This is a genomic window from Enterococcus sp. RIT-PI-f, from assembly GCF_001297065.1.
GTDB lineage: Bacteria > Bacillota > Bacilli > Lactobacillales > Enterococcaceae > Enterococcus_D.
This window is the reverse complement of record NZ_LHOX01000012.1, coordinates 81,382-105,018: the sequence shown is the minus strand read 5'-3', so window position 1 is coordinate 105,018 and position 23,637 is coordinate 81,382. Positions and strand designations below refer to the sequence as shown.

The 23,637-nt window shown below is 43.8% G+C and carries 18 protein-coding genes; 11 read left to right on the top strand and 7 right to left on the bottom strand.

Annotation, left to right across the window (positions count from 1 at the left end):
* Window positions 1–369 precede the first annotated feature (369 nt).
* From ileS to AEQ18_RS05755, 3 genes are all read left to right on the top strand, one after another.
* Entirely contained in the window at window positions 370–3,165 is a 2,796-nt protein-coding gene (gene ileS, locus AEQ18_RS05765) for an isoleucine--tRNA ligase (RefSeq protein ID WP_054115422.1), read from the top strand.
* A 385-nt stretch (window positions 3,166–3,550) separates the two neighbouring features.
* Window positions 3,551–8,062 (top strand): glutamate synthase large subunit, encoded by a 4,512-nt coding sequence (gene gltB / locus AEQ18_RS05760; protein ID WP_054115421.1) that lies wholly within the window; start codon window positions 3,551–3,553, stop codon window positions 8,060–8,062.
* 2 nt (window positions 8,063–8,064) lie between these two features.
* A complete protein-coding gene (locus tag AEQ18_RS05755; protein WP_054115420.1) occupies window positions 8,065–9,504 on the top strand; it encodes a glutamate synthase subunit beta in 1,440 nt (479 codons plus the stop codon).
* Between the two features lie 66 nt (window positions 9,505–9,570).
* On the opposite strand, the gene AEQ18_RS05750 is transcribed toward AEQ18_RS05755, so the two are convergent.
* The 6 genes from AEQ18_RS05750 to AEQ18_RS05725 all read right to left on the bottom strand — a co-directional run bounded on the left by AEQ18_RS05750 (window position 9,571) and on the right by AEQ18_RS05725 (window position 15,067).
* Window positions 9,571–10,131: a TIGR01440 family protein gene (locus AEQ18_RS05750; RefSeq protein WP_054115419.1), complete on the bottom strand. Its 561-nt coding sequence runs from the start codon at window positions 10,129–10,131 to the stop codon at window positions 9,571–9,573.
* Between the two features lie 6 nt (window positions 10,132–10,137).
* Window positions 10,138–10,617, bottom strand: coding sequence for an ECF transporter S component (locus AEQ18_RS05745; protein WP_054115418.1), 480 nt, complete (start codon window positions 10,615–10,617; stop codon window positions 10,138–10,140).
* Window positions 10,614–11,405, bottom strand: coding sequence for a hydroxymethylpyrimidine/phosphomethylpyrimidine kinase (locus tag AEQ18_RS05740; protein ID WP_054115417.1), 792 nt, complete (start codon window positions 11,403–11,405; stop codon window positions 10,614–10,616). The genes AEQ18_RS05745 and AEQ18_RS05740 overlap by 4 nt, the downstream gene beginning before the upstream one ends.
* Window positions 11,406–11,507: 102 nt before the next feature.
* The gene (gene zwf, locus AEQ18_RS05735) at window positions 11,508–13,031 is read right to left on the bottom strand and encodes a glucose-6-phosphate dehydrogenase (protein ID WP_054115416.1); all 1,524 of its coding nucleotides are present in this window, start codon (window positions 13,029–13,031) and stop codon (window positions 11,508–11,510) included.
* A gap of 12 nt (window positions 13,032–13,043) precedes the next feature.
* A complete protein-coding gene (locus AEQ18_RS05730; protein WP_054115415.1) occupies window positions 13,044–13,691 on the bottom strand; it encodes a metal-dependent transcriptional regulator in 648 nt (215 codons plus the stop codon).
* A gap of 140 nt (window positions 13,692–13,831) precedes the next feature.
* Window positions 13,832–15,067: an aminopeptidase gene (locus tag AEQ18_RS05725; RefSeq protein ID WP_054115414.1), complete on the bottom strand. Its 1,236-nt coding sequence runs from the start codon at window positions 15,065–15,067 to the stop codon at window positions 13,832–13,834.
* 230 nt (window positions 15,068–15,297) lie between these two features.
* On the opposite strand from AEQ18_RS05725, the gene AEQ18_RS05720 reads away from it, so the two are divergent.
* A complete protein-coding gene (locus tag AEQ18_RS05720; RefSeq protein ID WP_054115413.1) occupies window positions 15,298–15,873 on the top strand; it encodes a TetR/AcrR family transcriptional regulator in 576 nt (191 codons plus the stop codon).
* Between the two features lie 39 nt (window positions 15,874–15,912).
* Here AEQ18_RS05720 and AEQ18_RS05715 read toward each other — a convergent pair whose 3' ends face one another.
* Window positions 15,913–16,356, bottom strand: coding sequence for a flavodoxin (locus AEQ18_RS05715; protein WP_054115412.1), 444 nt, complete (start codon window positions 16,354–16,356; stop codon window positions 15,913–15,915).
* A 176-nt stretch (window positions 16,357–16,532) separates the two neighbouring features.
* Between AEQ18_RS05715 and map the strand changes: the two genes are divergently transcribed.
* From map to AEQ18_RS05680, 7 genes are all read left to right on the top strand, one after another.
* Complete coding sequence (map, locus tag AEQ18_RS05710; RefSeq protein WP_054115411.1) at window positions 16,533–17,297, top strand: type I methionyl aminopeptidase; 765 nt, start codon at window positions 16,533–16,535, stop codon at window positions 17,295–17,297.
* 74 nt (window positions 17,298–17,371) lie between these two features.
* A complete protein-coding gene (locus AEQ18_RS05705; protein WP_054115410.1) occupies window positions 17,372–18,295 on the top strand; it encodes a YihY/virulence factor BrkB family protein in 924 nt (307 codons plus the stop codon).
* 19 nt (window positions 18,296–18,314) lie between these two features.
* A complete protein-coding gene (locus AEQ18_RS05700) occupies window positions 18,315–19,529 on the top strand; it encodes an undecaprenyl/decaprenyl-phosphate alpha-N-acetylglucosaminyl 1-phosphate transferase (protein ID WP_054115409.1) in 1,215 nt (404 codons plus the stop codon).
* 108 nt (window positions 19,530–19,637) lie between these two features.
* On the top strand, window positions 19,638–20,624 hold the full coding sequence (locus AEQ18_RS05695; protein WP_054115550.1) for an aldose epimerase family protein: 987 nt from the start codon (window positions 19,638–19,640) through the stop codon (window positions 20,622–20,624).
* Between the two features lie 113 nt (window positions 20,625–20,737).
* Window positions 20,738–21,181, top strand: a complete 444-nt coding sequence (locus AEQ18_RS05690; RefSeq protein ID WP_054115408.1) for a CopY/TcrY family copper transport repressor — start codon at window positions 20,738–20,740, stop codon at window positions 21,179–21,181.
* A 32-nt stretch (window positions 21,182–21,213) separates the two neighbouring features.
* Entirely contained in the window at window positions 21,214–21,426 is a 213-nt protein-coding gene (copZ, locus tag AEQ18_RS05685) for a copper chaperone CopZ (RefSeq protein WP_054115407.1), read from the top strand.
* Between the two features lie 37 nt (window positions 21,427–21,463).
* Entirely contained in the window at window positions 21,464–23,611 is a 2,148-nt protein-coding gene (locus AEQ18_RS05680) for a heavy metal translocating P-type ATPase (RefSeq protein WP_054115406.1), read from the top strand.
* The last annotated feature ends 26 nt before the right edge of the window (window positions 23,612–23,637 follow it).

The following is a 23,637-nucleotide window of genomic DNA, read 5'->3' as shown; positions in this document are numbered from 1 at the left end:
TTCGTCCCTTCACGGGAAGAACGTGTTTTTGCTGTGAATCACTACGATTGGCACGCGAAGCGTGACAGAGTAGATGATGAACAGTACTAGGCGACCGAAGGGAACGTAGTCACCGCACAAAGAATCACTACGATTGGCACGCGAAGCGTGACAGAGTAGATGATGAACAGTACTAGGCGACCGAAGGGAACGTAGTCACCGCACAAAGAATCACTACGATTGGCACGCGAAGCGTGACAGAGTAGATGATGAACAGTACTAGGCGACCGAAGGGAACGTAGTCACCTTCACAGTCCATGGTCCATGGCATCTAGACCAACGATGGTCTTTATCAAAATAGCTGCAAGCAATCAAAAAGGAGCAAACGAAATGAAAATGAAAGAAACACTCCAACTAGGAAAGACCGAATTTCCGATGCGCGGGAATTTACCTAACCGTGAAGTTGAATGGCAAAAGAACTGGGAAGATGAACAAATCTACCAACGAAGACAAGAATTGAACGAAGGCAAGCCGTCATTCGTTTTACATGATGGCCCGCCATATGCAAATGGAAATATCCACATTGGTCATTCATTGAATAAAATCAGCAAAGACATCATTGTACGTTCAAAGTCGATGTCAGGATTCCGTTCACCTTATGTACCTGGCTGGGACACACACGGATTGCCTATCGAGCAAGTATTAACAAATAAAGGCATCAAACGTAAAGAAATGAGTTTGGCTGAATACCGTAAAAAATGTGAAGAATATGCTTTGACGCAAGTAGATACACAACGTGCCGATTTCAAACGATTGGGCGTTTCTGGCGATTGGGATCATCCTTACATCACATTGACGCCTGATTATGAAGCAGCTGAGATCCGTGTTTTTGGTAAAATGGCTGAAAAAGGCTATATTTATAAAGGCTTGAAACCAATCTATTGGTCACCATCCAGTGAATCTTCTTTAGCAGAAGCTGAAATTGAATACAAAGATGTCAAATCTGCATCGATCTATGTGGCTTTCCCCATCGCAGATGGCAAAGACTTGCTGGATACAGATACTTCCTTAGTGATCTGGACGACAACACCATGGACATTGCCTGCAAACTTAGGTATCTCGGTCAATCCTAGCTTTTCATATGTGCAAATCTTAGCGGATGGTCGTAAATTTGTCGTAGCAAAAGACCTTCTAGAAACTGTAAAAGACGCGATCGGTTGGGAAACGATCGAGGTCTTGCAAGAATTCTCAGGTACCCAACTAGAATATATGACGGCGCAACATCCTTTCTATGACCGCACGTCATTAGTTATGCTAGGCGATCACGTGACTTTAGATGCCGGTACTGGCTTAGTGCATACAGCACCAGGCCATGGTGAAGATGACTACATCGTCAGCAAAAAATATGGCTTAGATGTTTTGTCCCCAGTTGACGGTCGCGGGATGTATACAGAGGAAGCACCTGGCTTTGAAGGCATCTTTTATGATAAAGCCAATCCAATGATCACAGCTTTATTAGAAGAAAAAGGTGCTTTACTGAAATTGGATTTCTTTACGCATAGTTATCCCCACGATTGGCGTACCAAAAAACCAGTCATTTATCGTGCAACACCTCAATGGTTTGCATCCATTGATAAGTTCCGCCAAAACATCTTAGATGAAATCGAAAAAGTCGATTGGATCATTCCATGGGGCAAAACACGTTTGTACAATATGATCCGCGACCGTGGCGATTGGGTGATTTCCCGACAAAGAGCTTGGGGTGTCCCATTACCTATTTTTTATGCTGAAAATGGAGAAGCAATCATCACACCGGAAACGATTGAACACGTGGCCAACTTGTTTGCTGAACATGGATCAACGATCTGGTTTGAAAAAGAAGCTGAAGAATTATTGCCAGCTGGCTTTACTCATCCAGGTTCGCCGAATGGCAAGTTTTCTAAAGAAACCGACATCATGGATGTCTGGTTTGACTCAGGTTCATCACACGAAGCTGTATTGCGTCAACGCCCTGAATTGACGTTCCCTGCGGATATGTATTTGGAAGGTTCAGACCAATACCGCGGTTGGTTCAATTCAAGCATTACAACAAGTGTTGCAATCAATGAAGTGGCTCCTTATAAAGCTGTTTTATCTCAAGGCTTTACTTTAGATGGGGAAGGCCGCAAGATGAGTAAGTCTTTAGGAAATACGATTGCTCCTGAGAAAGTAATCAAACAAATGGGTGCGGATATCTTACGTCTATGGGTCAGCAGTGTTGACTATGAATCAGATGTACGTGTGTCTATGGACATTTTGAACCAAGTATCTGAAGTGTATCGGAAAATTCGTAACACGATGCGTTTCTTATTGGCCAATACCAATGATTTTGATCCAGCAAAAGATACTGTGGCCTTTGAAGATCTACGTTCAGTCGACCAATACATGATGGTTCGTTTGCATCAAACCATTAAAACAATTCGTGAAGACGGCTATGACAAATACAACTTTTTGCATATCTATCGGACGGTTATCAATTTCTTAACAGTTGATATGTCTTCCTTTTATTTAGATTTTGCCAAAGATGTTGTCTATATCGAAGGCCAAAACGATTTCCAACGTCGTGCCATGCAAACTGTTTTTTACCAAACAGCCGTAGCATTGACCAAACTATTGACGCCAATCATTCCACATACGGCAGAAGAAATCTGGTCTTATTTGAAAGAAGAAGATGACTATGTCCAATTGGCAGAGCTTCCTGGCTACCAAGTATTTGCCAACCAAGCTGAGCTATTGGATCAATGGTCTGCCTTCTTAGATTTCCGCGACAACGTATTAAAAGCTTTGGAAGAAGCCCGGAATGCAAAACTGATCGGTAAGTCTTTTGAAGCGAAGGTCACTGTGTATCCTTCGGAACCTGTAGCTACCTTATTGAAAGCAATTGATTCAGATATTCCGCAATTGCTGATCATCTCGCCTGACTTCTTTGAAGTTGCTGAGGCAGGAACGGCAGTGCCAGCAGATGCATATGCATTTGAAGATGTTGCAATTCTTGTCGAAAAAGCTGAGGGTGAAGTCTGTGAGCGATGCCGCCAAATGAGAAAAGATGTCGGCAGACATGATCATTTACCAACGTTATGCGGACACTGTGCTGAAATCGTCGAAGAAAATTATCCAGAAGCAGTTGCTGAAGGATTCGAGAAATAACCGAATAGACATGACATGAAACAGGTAATTCATTCTATGATTACCTGTTTTTTTGTGCTGTAAAGGATGAAAAAGGGCTTTTTTCTCATCAAATCAAATCAGGATGTGGGTATTAATCACGTATTCATGACACCTTCTACCAATGTTTTAGATGAAAACGATTCTCATTTAAAACTTATAAATAACGAGAATAATGTTGTATAATATAAAAACCTTAACCTTACATTTGTATATAAGGTTTTAGAGGGTTCGACTAAATGATAAAATAAAGAAATATTTTTTCCTATATCAATCAATCCTGCGACAAAAGTTTCCTAAGCAAAAAAGGAAGATTTAACCTGTTGAAAAATCGGAAAATTCAGAATATTCCAAGGAAGTGTGAACGATGAATGATTTGAAAAATAGTAAGAACGTAACACCCTCAATGTATGACCCGCAATTTGAGAAAGATGCCTGCGGGATGGGCTTTATCGCCCAAAAGGATGGTGTGTATTCTAGGGAATTGATTCAAAATGCATTGACGATGCTTGAACGAATGAATCATCGTGGCGGTACTGGAGCAGAACCGGATACAGGCGATGGGGCAGGGATTTTGATGGCCATGCCAGATCCTTTCTTTCAAGAAGAAGCCAAACGTGCCGCTATTCAATTGCCGCAAAAAGGACATTATGCAGTGGGCATGCTGTTTTTGCCATCAGATAAATTGCGGGCGGTTCAAATGCAAGACGAAATCATCAAGGATATCGAAAGCTGGGGTTTTCATGTTATTTGGCAGAGAGATGTCCCTTATGATTATTATCAATGCGGACCAGGTGCGCAAAAAGTCATGCCATCATTTCTGCAACTGTTTATCGAAAAACCGGTTGATGCTGCACCTGGGCGTCCTTTTGAAGATCAATTATATCGATTGCGTCGTAAATTGGAAAAGACTTATCCAGCAGAGGAATGTTCAATCTGTAGTTTATCAAGTAAAACGATTGTCTATAAAGGGATGCTTCATGCCTATCAAGTAGGCTTGTTTTTCAAAGACTTGCAGCATCCAGAAATGACATCAAGTATCGCACTGACTCATTCACGTTTTTCTACCAATACCTTTCCGAGTTGGAATCGCGCACAACCATTTCGCTTTTTAGCCCATAATGGGGAAATCAATACTTTGCGTGGCGCAGAAAATTGGATGCACGGACACCAGATCGAGGTCTATGATGAAGAGAATTCTGATTCTGCCAAATTAGAAAATTGCATGGAGTATTTATATCGACAAGGTAGAGATATTCCACAGGCGCTGTTGATGATGGTGCCAGAAGCATGGTCTGATGAAGCTGGCTTATCCCCAGAGTTGACAGCCTTCAATGAATACAATGCAAGCTTCATGGCACCATGGGATGGACCAGCCGCTCTATGTTTTACCGATGGAGATATGGTAGGCGCAGCCCTTGATCGAAATGGTTTGCGTCCGTCACGTTATTCGATCACAACATCTGGGTTTGTGATCGTAGCTTCTGAGTCTGGTGTCGTTGACTTGCCAGCAGCTGAAGTGATTGAAAAAGGGGTATTAGGCCCAGCAAATATGTTTTTGGTGGATACTGTCAACGGAAAGATTTTGCGCAACCAAGAAATCAAAGATCATTATGCAAAAGCTTATCCTTATCGAGAATGGCTCCAAGACCATTTATTGACACCTAATGACTTGATGACGAACACGGATGCAGATACCCAAGTTGCTGACATGCAGCAGCTTTGGAAACTGAATGGCTACACAGATGAAATCATCCGCACGTTGATCATGCCAATGGCCGAAAATGGAGAAGAACCTGTCATCTCAATGGGATTTGATTCACCATTGGCCATCTTGAGCGAAAAACCGCAATCGTTGTTTACTTATTTTAAGCAGCAATTTGCGCAAGTGACCAATCCGCCAATCGATGCCATTAGAGAACAACTGGTGATTGGCACAGAATTGTTTTTGGGTCGAGATGGGGATGTCGCCAAAGATAATCAAATCAATTGCAATAAATTGAAAATCAGCAGTCCTGTGCTGACGACAGCAGACTATTTGAAGATCAAAGACCTAGATCAAGCGGGACAAAAAACGGTGGTACAATCGATTCTCTATTCACTTGAAAATGAACAAAGCGGTGGACTGCAATCTGCATTAGAAAATTTGTTCAAGGAAATTGAAACAAAGATCGATCAAGGAGCAACGATCATTCTATTAAGTGATCGTGGCGATTCACCAGAGATGCAACCGCAAAAAGGCAAAATGGCGATTCCGATTTTATTGGCTGTTTCAGGTTTGCATAATTACCTTGTGAAGAAAGGTAAACGCTCGTTGGCATCAATCGTGGTGGATACAGCAGAAGTCTGCGAAGTGCATCACTATGCGATGTTGATCGGCTATGGTGCCAGCGGGATCCATCCCTATGGCGCATATCAAACGTTGGTACACGTGGCGTTGCAAGATAACATCGAGAAGTATCGAAAAGCCTGTGAGAAAGGCATTATCAAAATAATGTCGCGAATGGGGATCTCAACGATCGCTGGTTATCATGGGGCCCAGCTTTTTGAGGCAGTCGGTATTTCTGAAGCTGTGATCAAAGAATATTTTGCTGGTACAGCAACAAGGATCGGCGGCTTGTCATTACAACAAATTGAAGAAGAATACATGAATCGTTATGAAGCAGCATACGGCAGCAAACAAACAGATTATCTTGAATCCGGCGGTAGTTTTCAATATAAAGCAGATGGCGAACATCATCTGTTTAATCCGAAAACGATCTATGGTTTCCAGAAAGCGGTACGAACAGGCGATTACAGCTTGTACAAAGCCTATGCAGCTGAGATGGACCAAGATGCTGTCGCACATCCAACGACATTACGCGCTATGTGGACATTTGATAAAAATCGGCCGAGTATTCCTCTTGCTGAGGTAGAACCGGTGGAAACGATCGTTAAGCGTTTCAAAGTAGGGGCGATGTCGTATGGGTCTTTAAGCGAAGAAGCCCATCGTTGTATCGCGGAAGGTATGAACGCCATAGGGGCGAAATCAAATAGTGGGGAAGGCGGCGAAAACCGCAATCGATTCAAACCAGTCAATGGTATCAATTACAACAGTCGGATCAAGCAGGTCGCTTCGGGACGTTTTGGCGTCAATGCGGAGTACTTGATGAGTGCGGATGAATTGCAAATCAAAATGGCCCAAGGAGCCAAACCGGGTGAAGGCGGTCAATTACCAGGTAACAAAGTCTTCCCTTGGGTAGCAGAAATTCGCGGGTCAACACCGGGCGTGCGATTGATTTCTCCGCCCCCTCACCACGATATTTATTCGATCGAAGATTTGGCGCAGCTGATCTATGATCTGAAAGCCATCAATCCATATGCCCGCATCAATGTCAAATTGGTTTCTAGTACGGGTGTTGGCACGATTGCAACGGGGGTTGTCAAAGCAGGTGCAGATGTTGTCGTGATTTCTGGATATGACGGCGGAACTGGCGCTTCCCCACGAAATTCGATTCGTGATGCAGGGCTGCCATGGGAGATGGGCATCGCTGAGGCCCATCAAACATTGGCTATGAACAATCTACGCCAACGTATGACTTTAGAAACAGATGGCAAGTTAATGACCGGTCGTGACATAGCGATAGCCGCATTGCTTGGTGCTGAAGAGTATAGCTTTGCTTCATTGGCTTTGGTAGCAATTGGCTGTGTGATGATGCGGGTTTGCAGTTTGAACACCTGTCCGGTGGGGATTGCCACACAAAATCCGGCACTGCGCAAATTCTTTGCCGGTAAACCAGAGCATATCATCAATACGATGCACTTTTTAGCTGAGGATTTGCGAGAAACGATGGCAGAACTAGGCTTTAGAACAATTGATGAAATGGTCGGCCATGCAGAAGTATTGACACCACGGTTTGTGGCAAAAGGAAAAGCCAAATCCCTCGACTTTTCTAGAATGATTGGCACAGCGATCCCAATTGAGCGGAAAGTAACTGATCCATTCTTAGAAAAACGTCAATGGCCTGAATTAGATTCCTTTGCGCAAGCAGCGATCGAACAGGATCAACCGATGGCGATGCATCAACCTATCAATAACGTCCAACGGTCGGTCGGTGCCCGCTTAGGCGGCTGGATCGCTGAGCGATTTGGCAATGATCAGGTGACGCCGGGACTATTGCAGTATACCTATCATGGCATTGCCGGGCAAAGTTTTGGGGCGTTTGCTACACAAGGCATTGAACTGAAATTGGTAGGAGAAGCCAATGATTATGTAGCCAAAGGATTAAGTGGTGCCCGTTTGATCATTGTGCCGCCAGAAGATGCTGCCTATGATGTCGAACACTCGCCAATCGTCGGGAACGTTGCTTGTTTTGGGGCTAATCAAGGGGAAGGATACTTCCGTGGTACAGCCGGTGAGCGCTTTTGTGTAAGGAATAGTGGCGCGAAAGTTGTTGTAGAAGGTGTCGGTGATCATGGATGCGAGTATATGACTGGTGGTGTTGTGGTCATCTTAGGCAAGACCGGTCGTAATTTCGGCGCTGGGATGTCTGGTGGGGTCGCTTATATCTATGATCCAAACCATGACTTTGCTGCGAAGTGCAATATGGAAATGGTCGATTTGTATCAGATCGATGAAAGCGGCAATGATCAGCAATTAAAAGAAATGATCGAACAACATTTTGCTTATACTGACTCTTTAAAAGCTGCCGAGATTTTACAAGATTGGGCCCAAGCCAAAAATGATTTTGTCAAAGTTTATCCAACCGAATATCATCATATGGTTGAAGCAACAGAAGAATTTGCCGCACAAGGATTTGCAGGGGATGCTTTATTAGAAAAAGCCTTCGAGTCTGTTGTAGGTACCCAATTAACGATTCCAGGAAAGGCGCGTGAGTAATTATGGCAGATCCATTTGGATTTTTAAAACATGCAAGAGTTGAGAACCCGACACGCCCAGTTTCTGAGCGCATCACTGATTGGGAGGAGTTACAAACTCCTTTACCGGAAGAAGAACGTCAAGAACAGGCCGCCCGTTGTATGAACTGTGGGATTCCTTTTTGTCATACTGGTTCATTCTTTGGCGGTCAGCGGACCGTATCTGGTTGTCCAAATGACAACTTGATTCCTGAGTGGAATGATTTGGTTTATCAAGGCCGAACACAGGCCGCCTTCGAGCGATTGGCACGAACCAATCCATTACCTGAAATGACCGGCCGGGTTTGTCCTGCGCCTTGTGAGAAGGGCTGTACGGAAGCTTTGAATGGTTCAGGTGTAACGATCCATGACAATGAACGTTTCATTATTGATACTGCTTTTGAAAATGATTGGGTCAAAGCTTCTGGTATGCCCCAAGCATCGACCGGATTTAAAGTCGCCATCGTAGGGAGCGGCCCTGCCGGCTTGTCCGCAGCGTGGCGGTTGAATCAATTGGGGCATCAAGTCACAGTTTATGAGCGGAGTGATCGCTTTGGCGGTTTGCTGATGTATGGTATCCCAAACATGAAATTGGATAAGGATGTCGTTCAGCGACGTATTGATTTGATGGCAGACTTAGGTGTTCGTTTTATTGGCAATACAGAGATTGGCCGAGATATTTCAGCGGATGAGTTAGCTGCGCAATATGACCGTATCATTTTATCGACAGGCGCAAGTGTCCCTCGTGATTTGACGATCCCTGGCCGCGCATTGACTGGTGTCCAGTTTGCGGTTGACTACTTAACTGAAGCAACAAAAGATGTGTTGAAACATGGAAAAGAAGCGACCAGCAAAAAATTGACTGGCAAACACGTTGTTGTCATTGGTGGTGGTGATACGGGGAATGATTGTATCGGGACGGCAGTACGCCAAGGAGCGGCATCTGTTCGGCAATTGGAAATCACACCACAGCCGCCTTTACAGCGCGCAGCGACAAATCCATGGCCAGAATATCCGCTGACGGCGCGTACTGGTTATGGTCAAGAAGAAGCGGCTGAGGTTTTCCACAGCCAGGTGACCTATCATGGGGTTTCGACAACTGCGTTTATTGGGGCCGAAAGAGGACAACTGATTGCTTTAGAAACAGTTTCTGTGGATGATCGTTTTCAACCGATCGCTGGAACAAAAGAAGTGATCAAAGCGGATTTGGTTTTATTGGCGATGGGCTTCTTAGGTCCTGAAACCACATTATTGGATGCCTTTGGTGTCAAGGAAGTTTATGATGACTATACCACGAACAATGAACGGATTTTAGTTGCAGGGGATGCGAAGCGTGGACCTAGCTTAGTGATCTGGGCCATTCGCGAAGGCAGACTGGCTGCAGAGAAAGTCGATCAAGCATTGCGTACATTGGTCTATCAATAAATGCTAGACAACACAAAACGGCAGCACACAATTTTGGTTGATGTGCTGCCGTTTTTATTTTGTTGATTATTTTTGCAATGGATCAAGATAAGTGGCGCGAGGCCCGCCGATAAATTTCGGCCGTGAACCTAAAGCGGTCACATGGGCACCGCCTAAGGTTTGGATACTAGGTCGAATGGGTATCTGTACGTGCTTGATATGCATACCGATGGCAGTATCGCCAATGTCAATCCCTGCTTTGGCAACGATGTGTTCCACTTCAACCGGTGCATCAAATAATTGAAAGGCTGCAACCGAACAGGCCCCACCAGCATGCAAGTCAGGAACGACTGCCACTTCTTCCAATTGATAACGGTCTGCAGTCGATTGTTCGACAACGAGTGCGCGGTTGAGATGTTCACACCCCTGGACAGCCAATCGAATGCCTTTAGGTCTAAGGATATCCAGAATTGTTTCAACAATCACAACGCCGGTTTCCTGACTCGAATTTTTGCCAATCATGCTCCCGACGACTTCGCTAGTGGAGCAGCCCAACACGAACAGCTCATTTTCTTTGACATTGGCTGCTGAAAGCACCTCATTGACGATTGTTTGTAATGCTTTGCGTAATTCATCTGTTGCTATCATGTATGATCATCTCTCATTCAAAGGAAATTTGTTGGTGCGGCGTAATGCTTGTACCAAAGGCAATGCAACGATACTGCCGAAAATCGTTTGGATCAAATTACTAGGGATCGATGCAAGACCAGCACCTAAACCAAATAACAGGATCGTGGCAGCCGCATACCCTAGAATCATGATGAGGCTACCCAGCGTGACTGCTAAGACAGGGCGATGGGCCAAGCGTCCCACCAACCAACCTTGAAATCCATGGATCAAAATTGAAAAAACCGCCCATTCGGGATAACCCGACAATAGATCAATCAGGCCACCGCTCAAACCACCGACGAATGTACCGGCAGCTGGTCCGAACAACAACGCTGCGGTATAGATGCCGGTTTCGCATAATGTGACAAAACCTTTCGTTTGGGGAACGGGAATGATGAAGACCAATGACAAGGCAGTGGTCAAAGCGGTCAGCATAGCAATTCGTGTCAGTTGTTTGACGTTCATTGTGTATACTCCTTTCTGAAATAGGCCAGTTGATTCACAATGCCTTCTTGATTGTTTAAAGAAATCCCTGCTTCGATACCCGCCAAGACAAAGGCTTTGGCTCTGTGAACAGCTTCTTCTAGTGGGATGCCTTGTCCACATAACGCGGCAATAGCTGCAGATAAGGTACAGCCGGCGCCATTTGTTGTTTGAGCGGTACTTTTTGGTGCTTCCAATAAAGTAAATGTTCCTTGTTGGTACAAGCCATCATAAGCGAAAGCACCTGGGATTCGGCTGCCGCCTTTGATCAGCACCTGCTTCGCACCAAGATGACTGATTTTTTCGGCTGCCAATTTCATATCAGCAACTGTGTGGATCGGCATAGCAGCGAAATGCTCGGCTTCTGCCAAGTTCGGTGTGACTAAAGTACTATACGGAAACAATTGAATCAAACCTTCTTGATACGCTTGATTAAATTGTGTATCTCCTTCTTTGAAGGCAAGTACCGGATCTAAAATGACAGGACTGTCGAGCTCAGTTATAAATTCCTTTACTAAATCAATCGCAGGTACTTGATGGATCAAGCCAATTTTGATGGCAGAAAAATCAACGGCTTTTTTTAAAGAGTCAAGTTGCGCCTGGATCACAGACAATGGTAAATCGTGAAATAGGATCGGTTGATCGATCGCAACTACAGATGTCAATAAAACATGACCGAAAACGTTGAATTCTTCAAATGTTTTAATATCTGCGGTTGCGCCGCCGCCAGCTAAGCTATCCAAACCGGCAATCGTTAATACTTGATGCATAAAGGTCCTCCGTGATCCGCTTTTTCTTTCAATTATACAAAAAATCAGCAAAATAAAAACGACCAATTGGGTGTTTTTTGAACCATCCAATTGGTCGTTTGTTTAATTGTCTGATAATAAATTTCGTTCACGATACCATTCATCTGGGCGCCAAATCCATTCAAAACCATCAGTAGCCAATAGATCATACGCTGCTTGGGGTCCCATGGTTCCAGCTGAATAGTTAGGGAAGTCAGGTGTTTCTTGATCCCAAGCGTGACGGATGACATCAACGATACGCCATGATTGTGCGACTTCGTCCCAATGGGTAAAGTTGGTGCCGTCGCCATTCAGCGCATCCAGCAGCAATTTTTCATAAGCTTCGGGGGTATTTTCAACGATCTCTGCACTATTGCGGTAATCCAATTTTACAGGGACCGTGTCAAATCCTTGACCGATTTCTTTGCCGTTTAGCGACAATGAAAAACCTTCTGTTGGCTGGATGTAAATCGTTAAGACATTTGGTGCAAGGTTCTCGTTGGTATTTGCTTCGTTCAAGTCTTGTTTGAAGACATTGACTGGGACTTGTTTGAAAACAATATTGATCCGGGTTCCTTTTTCAGTCAAGCGTTTGCCTGTCCGGACATAGAATGGAACACCAGACCAGCGGAAGTTGTCGATCAAGAACTTGCCGGCTACAAATGTTTCTGTCGCTGACGCCTCATCCACGTTGCCTTCTTCACGATACCCAGCAAATGATGTGTCTTCTAGCTTTCCTTTGGCATATTGTCCGCGAACAAAGTGCGTTTTGACTTCTTCTTCGGAATAGATACGGATGGCATTCAGGGCTTTGATTTTTTCAGTCCGCAGTTCTTTTTCTGAGAAGGCGACTGGCGGCTCCATTGCAAGCAATGAAAGAATTTGTAAAATATGGTTTTGGACCATATCTTTCAATGCACCGCTTTTATCATAATACCCACCGCGTTCTTCAACGCCTAAGTTTTCTGCGATATTGATTTGTACATTGTCGATATATCGGTTGTTCCACATCGAAGCAAAAATATTGTTCGCAAAACGGATCGCAGAGATATTTTGGATCATTTCTTTGCCTAAATAATGGTCGATACGATAGATTTCTTGTTCTGAAAATACGGTGTTGATCGCATCATTAAGTTCTTTGGCAGTTTCATAGTCACTGCCAAATGGTTTTTCGATGATCACACGATGATAACCATCCGTGTCTAACATGCCTTGTGATTTCAGATGAGAAACGATCGTACCAAAAAAATCAGGGGACATCGCCAAGTAAAACAGTTGATTGCCTTCTAAATGATACTGTTTATCTAATGTATCAGCTAAATTTTTTAGGGAATCGTAATGACTTGTATCGGTGACATCATGGGATTGGTAATAAAAGTGTGAAGCAAATGTTTCAGCTTGTTCCTGGTCTTCGATCAAATCTTGGATCGTATCTAAAATCACTTCTCGATAATGTTCGTCAGACCAAGGACGACGTGCTGTGCCAATCACGGCAAAGTCTTCTTTTAAATCACCTTTCTTGTATAACCGAAACAAGGAAGGGTAGAGCTTGCGCTGGGCCAAATCACCAGTTCCGCCAAAGATTGTAAAAAGTACCTTTTTTTCCATTCTGTTCACTCCTTACAGTTTATCGACAAAAATCGTACTAGCCGCTTTGTAGCTGACCGCGATTTCTTTTGCGTCATTTTTGATCGTGATGGGTCCTTCATAAGCCGCCGCATCGATGATTTGATATTCTTCATGGATATTCAGATCAATCGCTACAAGATAATCCAATAATTCCCGCTCATCAAGAACGCGCGCAATCCGAATCTTCGTGCCGACAGGGAAGCTGCTCATGGTATTTTTTTCTCCTTCATGAATCATCTGACCTTGTTCAGGGATCATGCCGCCATGAGGACAAAAACGGGGATTGTCGAGGTAGGTTTCCAAGCGTGAGGCGAGGGTCTCAGAAGTCACGTGCTCTAAAACCTCGGCATCATCGTGCACTTCATTCCACGAATAATGCAAGTGCTCAACGAGAAACACTTCCCACAAGCGATGTTTGCGGATCAATGCACTGGCAGAGGCAAGTCCGGTATTGGTTAATTGAACGCCCTGATAAGGAGAGTGTTCGACCAAGCCTTCCTTTAGTAGCTTAGAGATCATTTCACTAACGGAGGCTGCGGAAACCGCTAATCCTGACACGATTTGTTTGTTATTGATTTTTTTTTGGTCACCACCAAGCTCTAGTATCAGCTTTAAATAATCTTCTCGATTTGGTGTCATCGTATCATCCTCTCTGATCAAAGACTATCAACATTGATTTTATCAAAAAAAATAGCCTATGACTATTGTAAAATCTGATGCTGAATAAATATTCTATGTAAAAAACGGAAGCGCAGGATGCGCCTCCGAAAAAAACTGCATTATGCCCAGTCACCATTGCGGAATACTGGAACGGTGGAACCGTCTTCTTTGATGCCATCGATGGACATTTGATCAGAACCAACCATAAAGTCAACATGAGTCTGGCTTCTGTTCAACCCTGCAGCAGCTAATTCGTCTTCTGACATCTCGGTGCCGCCTTGTAAACTGAAGGCATAAGCTGAGCCTAACGCCAAATGATTTGATGCATTCTCATCAAATAGGGTGTTGAAGAAAATAATGCCTGATTGCGAGATAGGGGATGGATCAGGAACCAATGCCACTTCGCCTAAGCTTTTGGCACCTTCATCGATCGCTAGCAATTTGCCAAGGACTTCTTCTCCTTGTTCTGCAGAAAAATCAACGACCTTGCCATCTTTGAAGGTAAATTTCATGCCAGAAATGATCGTTCCAGCATAGCTCAATGGTTTGGTACTTGAAATATAGCCATCGATCCGACGGGCATCAGGGGCTGTGAAGACTTCTTCAGTCGGCATGTTGGCCATGAATTTCTCATTGCGGGCATTGTAGCTGCCAGCGCCTTCCCAAAGATGATTTTTCGGTAAGCCAATTGTTAAGTCAGTGCCTGGTGCTGTATAGTGCAACGCTGAAAATTGTTCCTTATTCAACGCTTCGGCTTTGACTTGTAACGTTTCATCATGTTTTTTCCAAGCGGCAACTGGATCTTCTTCATAAATGCGTGTCGTTTTGAAGATTTGATCCCATAGTTTGTCTTGGGCTTCATCGGCAGCAACATCCGGAAAGACTTTTTGAGCCCAATCAGCACCAGCTGCTGCAACGACAGTCCAACTGACTTTGTTGGCTTGGGTTGCTTGACGCAAATTCATCATTGCTTTGCCTGAGGCTGCTTGGAATAACGCAACACGGTCTGAATCAACACCCGCAAGCGCATCTGGATTGGCGGAAACAACGCTGATCCGGCTCGCTCCTTTTTCGACCCAATCATTTGTCTGGTCAATTTTGTATTGAGGGATGTTTGAAAGTCGGTCATCTGCCGCATGGCTCAAAAATTCTTTTTGGACAACATCATCTGTCCACTGTACGATGACTTCAGCAGCGCCTAATTCGTAAGCTTTGGTCGTCAATAAACGACCCAAAGGTGCTTGGTCAACAGCGATTTGGATCACGATCGTATGTCCTGCTTGGACATTTACACCAACTTCAGTGATCAGCTGGGCATATTTTTCTAAGTTTTGATTAAAATTTGGTAAAACCATTAAAATTCCTCCATTTTCTTCTTTTTATAACTCACTTTATGATAGCACTTATTTTTTTTCTTCACAAACCAAATTGATTGCAAAAAAACAGGCAAAATATAGTCTTTTTCCTTGAAACATTGAACAAGTATATTTTAAAAGTTGTTTTGCAAACTTAAAAAAACATGATACAATAAGAAAAAGGTTTTTCTGAAAGCGATGTATAGCAGGATTAAGGAGATTAAAAAATTATGGCAAGAAAGAAAACGATCACTAGAGACCAGATTTTAAAAGCTGCCTATGAAGTTGTCGCGACCGAAGGATTCACCCGTTTTACCGCACGCAATATCGCAGCGAAAATGAAGTGTTCAACCCAACCGATTTATTTAGAGTTTAAGAATATGGAAGATTTAAAGAGTGCACTGATCAGTCAAATTTTTGACTACTTAGCGACGGAGGTATTTCCAATTGAACGTCGTGGAGATATCATTGTTGATTTGACATTGAATTATATCGGTTTTGCGAATAAAGAAAAACGCCTATACCGTGCTTTGTATTTAGAAGAATACGGTGGAGGAGATTCAATGCAGCAATTTTCATTTGATTTGTTTGTCAAATCTGTGAAAAAAGATGCCAAATATAGTGAGTTGTCGACTGTGGAATTGCAGTCGCTGCATACAGGTGTTTGGATCGTTGCGACTGGATTAGCTGCTTTAATGTCTTCTGGCATCATTCACCCAACTGAAGACCAAATCGCAAAATTAATGACTGAAACGGTGGACAATATTCTCATTAGAGAAACACCGATCGATATTACGTATCATTAACAAAAACGTCTCTTTCTTTTGAAAGAGGCGTTTTGTCTGTTAGCCAATCGCCGCAACGATTTTTTTGGCAAAGGCTTCTAAATGCTGAATATCATCTTCTTCAGCAGCTAAATCGACTTTGACGCTATCCGCAGCTTTGGTTGCACCAGTCTTGCTAAATGCAGCTTCAAAATCATCCACTGATTGACAAAAGTCATCATAAAACGTGTCACCAGATCCGCAAACACCAAAAATTTTTCCGCTTAAGTCCAATTCTTGCAGATCCTCATAAAAATCAACGATTTCGTCCGGCAATTCGCCATCCCCATAGGTATAAGTAGCGACGATGCAAATATCGGCATCTTCAAAGTCTTCGGCATCCACTTGGGTGCATTCGTTCATTTCTACTTCTAGACCTGCATCTTCTAATGCTTCTGAGACGATATCGGCGATTTCTTCTGTGTTGCCGGTCATACTCGCATAAACGATTTTTGCTAAAGTCATTGGCTTATTTCCTCCAATCTTTCTACAGTTCTCTCGGGAAAACTCTATTAGATTATAGCAAAACCACGGGAAATTGAAAACAAATCTTGAAAAACTCTTTATAATGGCGGTGAATTTTGTCCAACGGTGTCTTTCTGTGTTAAAATAAGAGGAATTTAATTGAGGGAGACGAGAACATGATTACATTAAAATCAGCCAGAGAAATCGATAGTATGGCTGCGTCCGGTGCTTTATTAGCCGACGTGCACAAACAATTGCGGGACTTTATTCAACCGGGTATCACCAGCTGGGATATTGAGGTGTTTGTCCGAAACTACATTGAAAGTCATGGCGGTATCGCTGCTCAAATTGGTTTTGAAGATTACAAATATGCAACTTGCTGCAGCATCAACAATGAGATCTGCCACGGGTTTCCTCGGAAAAAGCCATTGAAAAATGGCGACTTGATCAAAGTAGATATGTGTATCGATTTAAAAGGAGCAATCTCTGATTCTTGTTGGAGCTATGTGGTCGGAGAATCGACGCCAGAGATCGATCGTTTGATGGCCGTGACGAAAAAAGCCTTATATTTGGGTATCGAACAAGCACAAGTTGGCAACCGTATTGGTGACATTGGTCATGCGATTCAAACTTATGCCGAAAAAGAAGGCTACGGTGTAGTCCGTGACTTTGTCGGCCACGGCATTGGACCAACGATCCATGAAAGTCCAATGATTCCGCATTATGGCGAAGCAGGCAAAGGCTTGCGTTTGAAAGAAGGTATGGTCATCACGATCGAACCGATGATCAATACAGGTACATGGAAGATGAAAATGGACCCGAATGGTTGGACTGCCTATACGTTAGATGGCGGATTAAGCTGTCAATATGAACATAGTTTGGCGATCACAAAAGAAGGTCCCAAGATTTTAACTTCTCAAGGAGAAGAAGGTACGTATTAACGAATGAAGGACGCGCATACAAAGAAACAAAAAATGACAAAAAGGCAGATGACCGCTGGCGGAGGATGGACAACATGAAAATCGTAGATAAAGTCAAAGGCAATCAGAAACTGATGCGATTTATCGAAACAACACAGGTGAGAATCACGGAATCAGAAATGGGCACAACATCAGTAGTTGTCGCCTACTATTTATTGTTTTCACTGTTTCCTTTGCTGATCGCAGTGGGCAATTTACTGCCATTTTTATCCATCGATCCGAATACAGTGTTACCCTATGTCCAGGAATTGTTTCCGAGTGAAATCTATGATTTTATCGGCCCGGCTATCGAAAACTTATTGACCACTAGTTCTGGGGGCTTGTTGTCTATCTCGGTATTGGCTGCATTATGGTCTGCCAGTCAAAGTATCAATGCCCTGCAGATTGCGATGAATAAAGCTTTTGGTGTTGATCAGCGCGCTAATTTCATTGTTGTACGCGCCGTATCCTTTGTCATATTGTTGTTGTTTATGATCGCAATCGTCGGTGTAACGATGGTCTTTGGCCTAGGGAAGATGATCTTAGATTTGCTGCAGCCAATTTTCCAGTTTCCAGATAATATCATCAGTACATTTCAAACCCTGAAGTGGCCGCTGACGATTTTCGCCCTACTGTTCATTATGATGATGATTTATTGGCTCGTACCCAATGCCAAGGTAAAACTGCGCTCCACGCTTCCAGGTGCCATCTTTTCCACAGTTGGCTGGATGCTGTTGTCACAAGTTTTTGGTTTGTATGCACGCTATTTCACCGCCAAAATCAGCGGGTACCAAATTATTGGGAGTTTCATTGTGCTGATGATCTGGCTGAATCTTGCTGCGACGATCGTCATCTTAGGCGGTATCATCAATGCTGTGGTAGAGGAATATGTGACCGGACAGGAAATCAGAACACGAAAAGACCCCGTAGAACGGCTATCATCTAAAATAGAAGATACCTTCACAAATAAAGAGAAATAATGGAAAGCGAGTAAACAAGATGGATTTTGCCTTTAAATTTGTGGTACGTTTGTTTATCACGATGATCATCTCATTGATCCTCACGCCAATCATCAAATTGGTTTCATTTAAAATCGGCGCGGTAGATCGACCAGGCGATCGGCGGATCAATACCAAGACCATGCCAACAGCAGGCGGATTGAGTATTTTCCTTGCTTTTTCTTTTGCTTTATTATGGGAATTTCGAGAAATGCTTCCATTCGATTATGTATGGCCAATGCTTCTGGGGGCTGCGATTGTGGTCTTTACAGGGTTAATGGATGATATCTTTGAATTGAGTCCGTTGCAGAAAGTGATGGGCTTGACGATTGCCGCACTCGTCATTTATTTTGTGGCCGATATCAAAATCAGCACGATATCGATTCCATATATTGGCGTATTTGATTTGGGCTGGCTGGGTCTGCCAATGACGATTCTTTGGATTTTGGCGATCACCAATGCAGTCAATTTGATTGATGGATTAGATGGGTTGGCTAGTGGGGTGTCGATCATCAGTTTGACCACGATAGGGATCATCAGTTATTTCTTCTTGCCGAATTCGGTAGAGGTACCTATGGTGATATTCACACTGATTGCTGCGATCGTCGGTTTCTTCCCATACAATTTTTATCCCGCAACGATTTTCTTAGGGGATACAGGGGCTTTGTTTCTGGGCTTTATGATTTCAGTATTGTCATTGCAAGGGTTAAAAAATGCCACGTTCATCACAGTTGTGACACCAATGCTGATTCTTGGTGTACCAATCACGGATACAGTGTATGCCATGATCCGCCGCAAGTTCAATAAACAAAAAATCTCATCTGCCGACAAAATGCATTTGCATCATCGGCTGCTATCGTTAGGATTTACGCACCGAGGAACCGTTTTGACGATCTATGCACTGGCATTGGTCTTTTCATTTATTGCATTGCTGATGAATTATGCCAGCAACACGGCGATCATATTGCTGATCATCAGTACTGGCTTTGGGATTGAATTATTTATTGAATTGATTGGTTTGGTGGGAGAAAACCGGCAGCCTCTGATGCATGCATTGAAATTTTTAGGCAATCGTCGGTATCGCCAGGAGATACTGAAGGATCATTCGGAGAAACGGACCGAAAGAAAGTCAGAAAAAGAACGCATTGAAGATGCTGCGCAAATCAAAGATGAACGAATGAAGCGCAAACACTATCAACCAAAGCACAAAAAATGAAACGAGCAGGTACTGCTTGTTTTTTTTTGTGCATATTTGACGCGGAGTGTCATGAAAGTCTATACTGAAGGTGGCTATCAAAATGTAAAGGAAAGAAGGAATATGCAAATGACAAGTGTCAAACAACTGACTTCAGATACAATGGGAACGATTTATGAGTTGACGAATGAGAGCGGTACCATTGTTAGAGTAAGTCCTGAAGGTGCTCGCTTATTAGATTGGGTCATTCCAATCGAAGAAGGAAGAGATATTGTAGCGGGGTATGACTCGATCCAAGGACATATCGATGCCCGCTATTATGGTGCAACGATCGGACCTGTCGCGGGACGGATCGCTGGTACCCGTTTCGTGATCGATGGTACAGAATACCAAACAGAAGACAATGATGATGGCAATACGCTGCATGGTGGTTTCAAAGGCTTAGATACGGATACTTGGCTTGCTGAAACTTTCGAAGAGGCAAATAGCGCAGGGGTGATTTTTACGACGAACCGTACGGATGGGACGGGGGGATTTCCGGGTAATGTTCGCTATCAAGTGACCTATACGTTATCAAATGACCACGAACTATCCATTGCATACGATGCTGTCACGGATCAAGCAACACTATTCAACCCGACCAACCACGGCTATTTCAACTTGACAGGGGATACCCAGCAAGCCATTGATGGACATTTGGTCCAGATCAATGCCCAACATGTCGCAGAAACCAATGAGGATGTTACGACAACTGGAGAAAAAACCGCGGTCACAGGAACCAAATTTGATTTTACGAACGAACGTGAGATTGGGGATACGTTATTAGATGATCCATTTTTACTTGATCATGATCAAGCCTGGGATCTGCAAGTGACAAGCCCAGATCAGAAAGTGCGCTTAACCGTGACAACAGACCGTCCCGCAGTCGTGATTTATACGACTGGAACGGGCGAAGTCGGGGCAGCAATGAAAACCGGTCCAATGGCGAATCATGGCGCAATGGCGATCGAAACACAAGGCGTTCCAGGTACGGAAAAATATAGTCAATTTGGCGATATCAGCTTGCGCCCTGACACCCCGTTCCACTCCGTCACGACGTATCGTGTCCATTTATAAAGAGAGAACTACAGGTGTGCTTCATTCTTGATGAATGAAGCATCTTTTTTTGACAAATTACGATTACAGTTGTAAACTTTGGTTATCGGGTTTATAAAAGTGAGGTGTCAACAATGGAAACAATCAAGGAACCTATCAAAATCAGCGATTCCGAGTGGGAAGTGATGCGCGTGATTTGGACTATGGGCCAATCGACTGCCAAAGAAATCACTGATTTGCTCAGTGCAAACAAAAATTGGAAAGCGGCAACCGTCAAAACGCTTTTAGGGCGTTTGGTCAAAAAAGGGATCTTACAGCCGGAATCTCAAGGAAAGAAATTTATTTATACACCATTGGTTTCAGAAGAGGCGACTGTTTGCAGTGCAACAGAGAATTTATTTTCTCATATTTGCGCCAAAAAAATTGGCCAAACGATCGCCGAAATGATCATGGAAGCCGAATTGACTGCAGCGGATATCGCCATGCTGCAAGAAGCACTCGCTGCAAAACAGCCAGTTGCTACGATCGATTGTAATTGTATTCCTGGTCAGTGTCAGTGTAAGGTCCATGGGCATTAACCAAGATAACTAAACAGAAAAGGGGAATTAAGATGAAAAAAATCATGACGATCAACGGGATGAATTGTGCCCATTGTGCTGCCAAAGTCGAGCAAGCTTTGAGTGACGTACCAGGTGTCAAAAAAGCCAAAGTTGATTTGAAGAAAGCACAAAGCAAAGTGAAATATGATGAAACCCAAGTGACGGATGACATGCTGATCAAAGCAGTGACAGATGCCGGCTATACTGGTCAGTTTCGGGCATAGCCTGCACAATGAAAGCTGAGGATAGGGGGATGTAAGGATGGGAAAATATCGTTCAGATAATCATACCATGACGGATCATCATCAGATGGATCATGAACAGATGAATCACGAACATAAAGATCACAATCATGAAGATCACGATCATGAAGATCACGATCATATGGATCATATGCAGATGACCACTCACGATCATCACGACATGAGTGGCATGGATCATAGTATGCATATGGGGAATTTTAAACAAAAGTTTTGGCTCTCATTGGTTCTCGCCATACCAATCATATTTCTATCACCAATGATGGGGGTCGATCTGCCTTTTCAATTTACGTTTCCAGGTTCAGACTGGCTGGTCCTGATCTTAGCGACGATATTGTTCTTTTATGGCGGTGCGCCTTTTTTAAGTGGCGCCAAAATGGAGTTGAAGCAAAAGAGTCCAGCGATGATGACATTGGTTGCTATGGGAATCAGTGTTGCCTATTTTTATAGTTTATATGCCTTCATTGCCAATCATTTCTTAAGCGGCGGGCATGTGATGGACTTTTTCTGGGAACTGGCTACATTGATCGTCATCATGTTATTAGGCCATTGGATCGAAATGAATGCAGTGATGAACGCTGGCAATGCGGTTGAGCAATTGGCTGCCCTGCTGCCCAAAGAGGTCACACGCAAAAATGATCATGGGGAAGAACGTGTTCCATTGGATCAAGTAGTCGAAGGCGATCATCTGATCGTACGCGCTGGTGATAAGGTGCCTACCGATGGGCAAGTGATTGAAGGGGAAACAACGATTGATGAGTCTGCCGTGACCGGAGAGTCTAAGCGCGTCACAAAAAAAAGCGGACAATCTGTGATAGGTGGTTCTGTCAATGGCAATGGATCGATCGTGATCCAAGTAACGGGTACGGGAGAAAGCGGCTATTTGGCAAAAGTGATGGAATTGGTACGGAATGCCCAAGCGGATAAGTCGTCATTAGAAACGTTATCGGACACAGTCGCCAAATGGTTGTTTTATGTTGCGTTGATCGCAGGAATTGGCACGTTTATCGTTTGGCTCTATCTCTCAGATCTGCCCACTGCCTTTGACCGAATGGTGACTGTCTTTGTCATCGCTTGTCCTCATGCATTAGGGCTGGCGGTTCCATTAGTGATCGCGCGTTCGACGTCGATTGCTGCTAAGAATGGCCTCTTGCTGAGAAACCGGCAAGCATTGGAAAATGCCCATGAGATCGATGTATTGATCCTAGATAAAACAGGTACTTTGACACAAGGCGTTTTTGCGGTCACAGATGTTTTATCGATGGGGACAATGACAAATAATGATGTACTTGCCTATTTTGCAGGGTTGGAAAAAACGGCCAATCATCCAATTGCAGAAGGTATTTTAGCAAAAGCTGCTGCAGAAAATATTTCACCCAAAGCAGCAACGGATATCCAAACCGAGGCTGGTATCGGTTTGTCCGGTGTGATCGATCAAGAAACATGGAAGATCGTCAATCAAAAAGGGTTGACACAATTGGGACTGACTGTGCCAGAGGACAAAATCAAATCCTTCAAAGAACAAGGCAATACGATCAGTTTTCTTGTTCATCAAGGCGCAATCGCAGGCGTTATCGCCTTGGGGGATCAGGTCAAAGAAGAAGCCATTGATTTTATTCGGGCGTTGAAAGAGATGCAAATCACACCAATCATGGCAACTGGCGACAATCAAGAAGCAGCTGAGGCTGTGGCAGCCTATTTAGGGATCGATGAGGTTCACGCTGCACTGTTGCCAGAAGACAAAGAACAGCTGGTCAAATCTTACGTGGCACAAGGCAAACGTGTGGTAATGGTTGGCGACGGTATCAACGATGCGCCAAGTTTAGCCAGAGCAACGATCGGCATTGCCATTGGGGCAGGAACAGATGTGGCCATCGATTCAGCAGATGTCATTTTGACCAATAGCAATCCCAATGATGTTTTGCACTTTTTGTCATTGGCCAAACAAACCCGTCGCAAAATGATCCAAAACCTCTGGTGGGGAGCTGGGTATAATATCGTAGCAATCCCATTGGCTGCAGGGGTCTTAGCGCCTTTAGGTATTTTATTGAATCCAGCAGTGGGGGCGATCCTCATGTCGTTAAGTACGATTATTGTCGCGCTCAATGCCATGACCCTGTCAATCAAAAAAGAAGCACATGAGAGATAACCTCCAACAACGGACAATCAACGCGG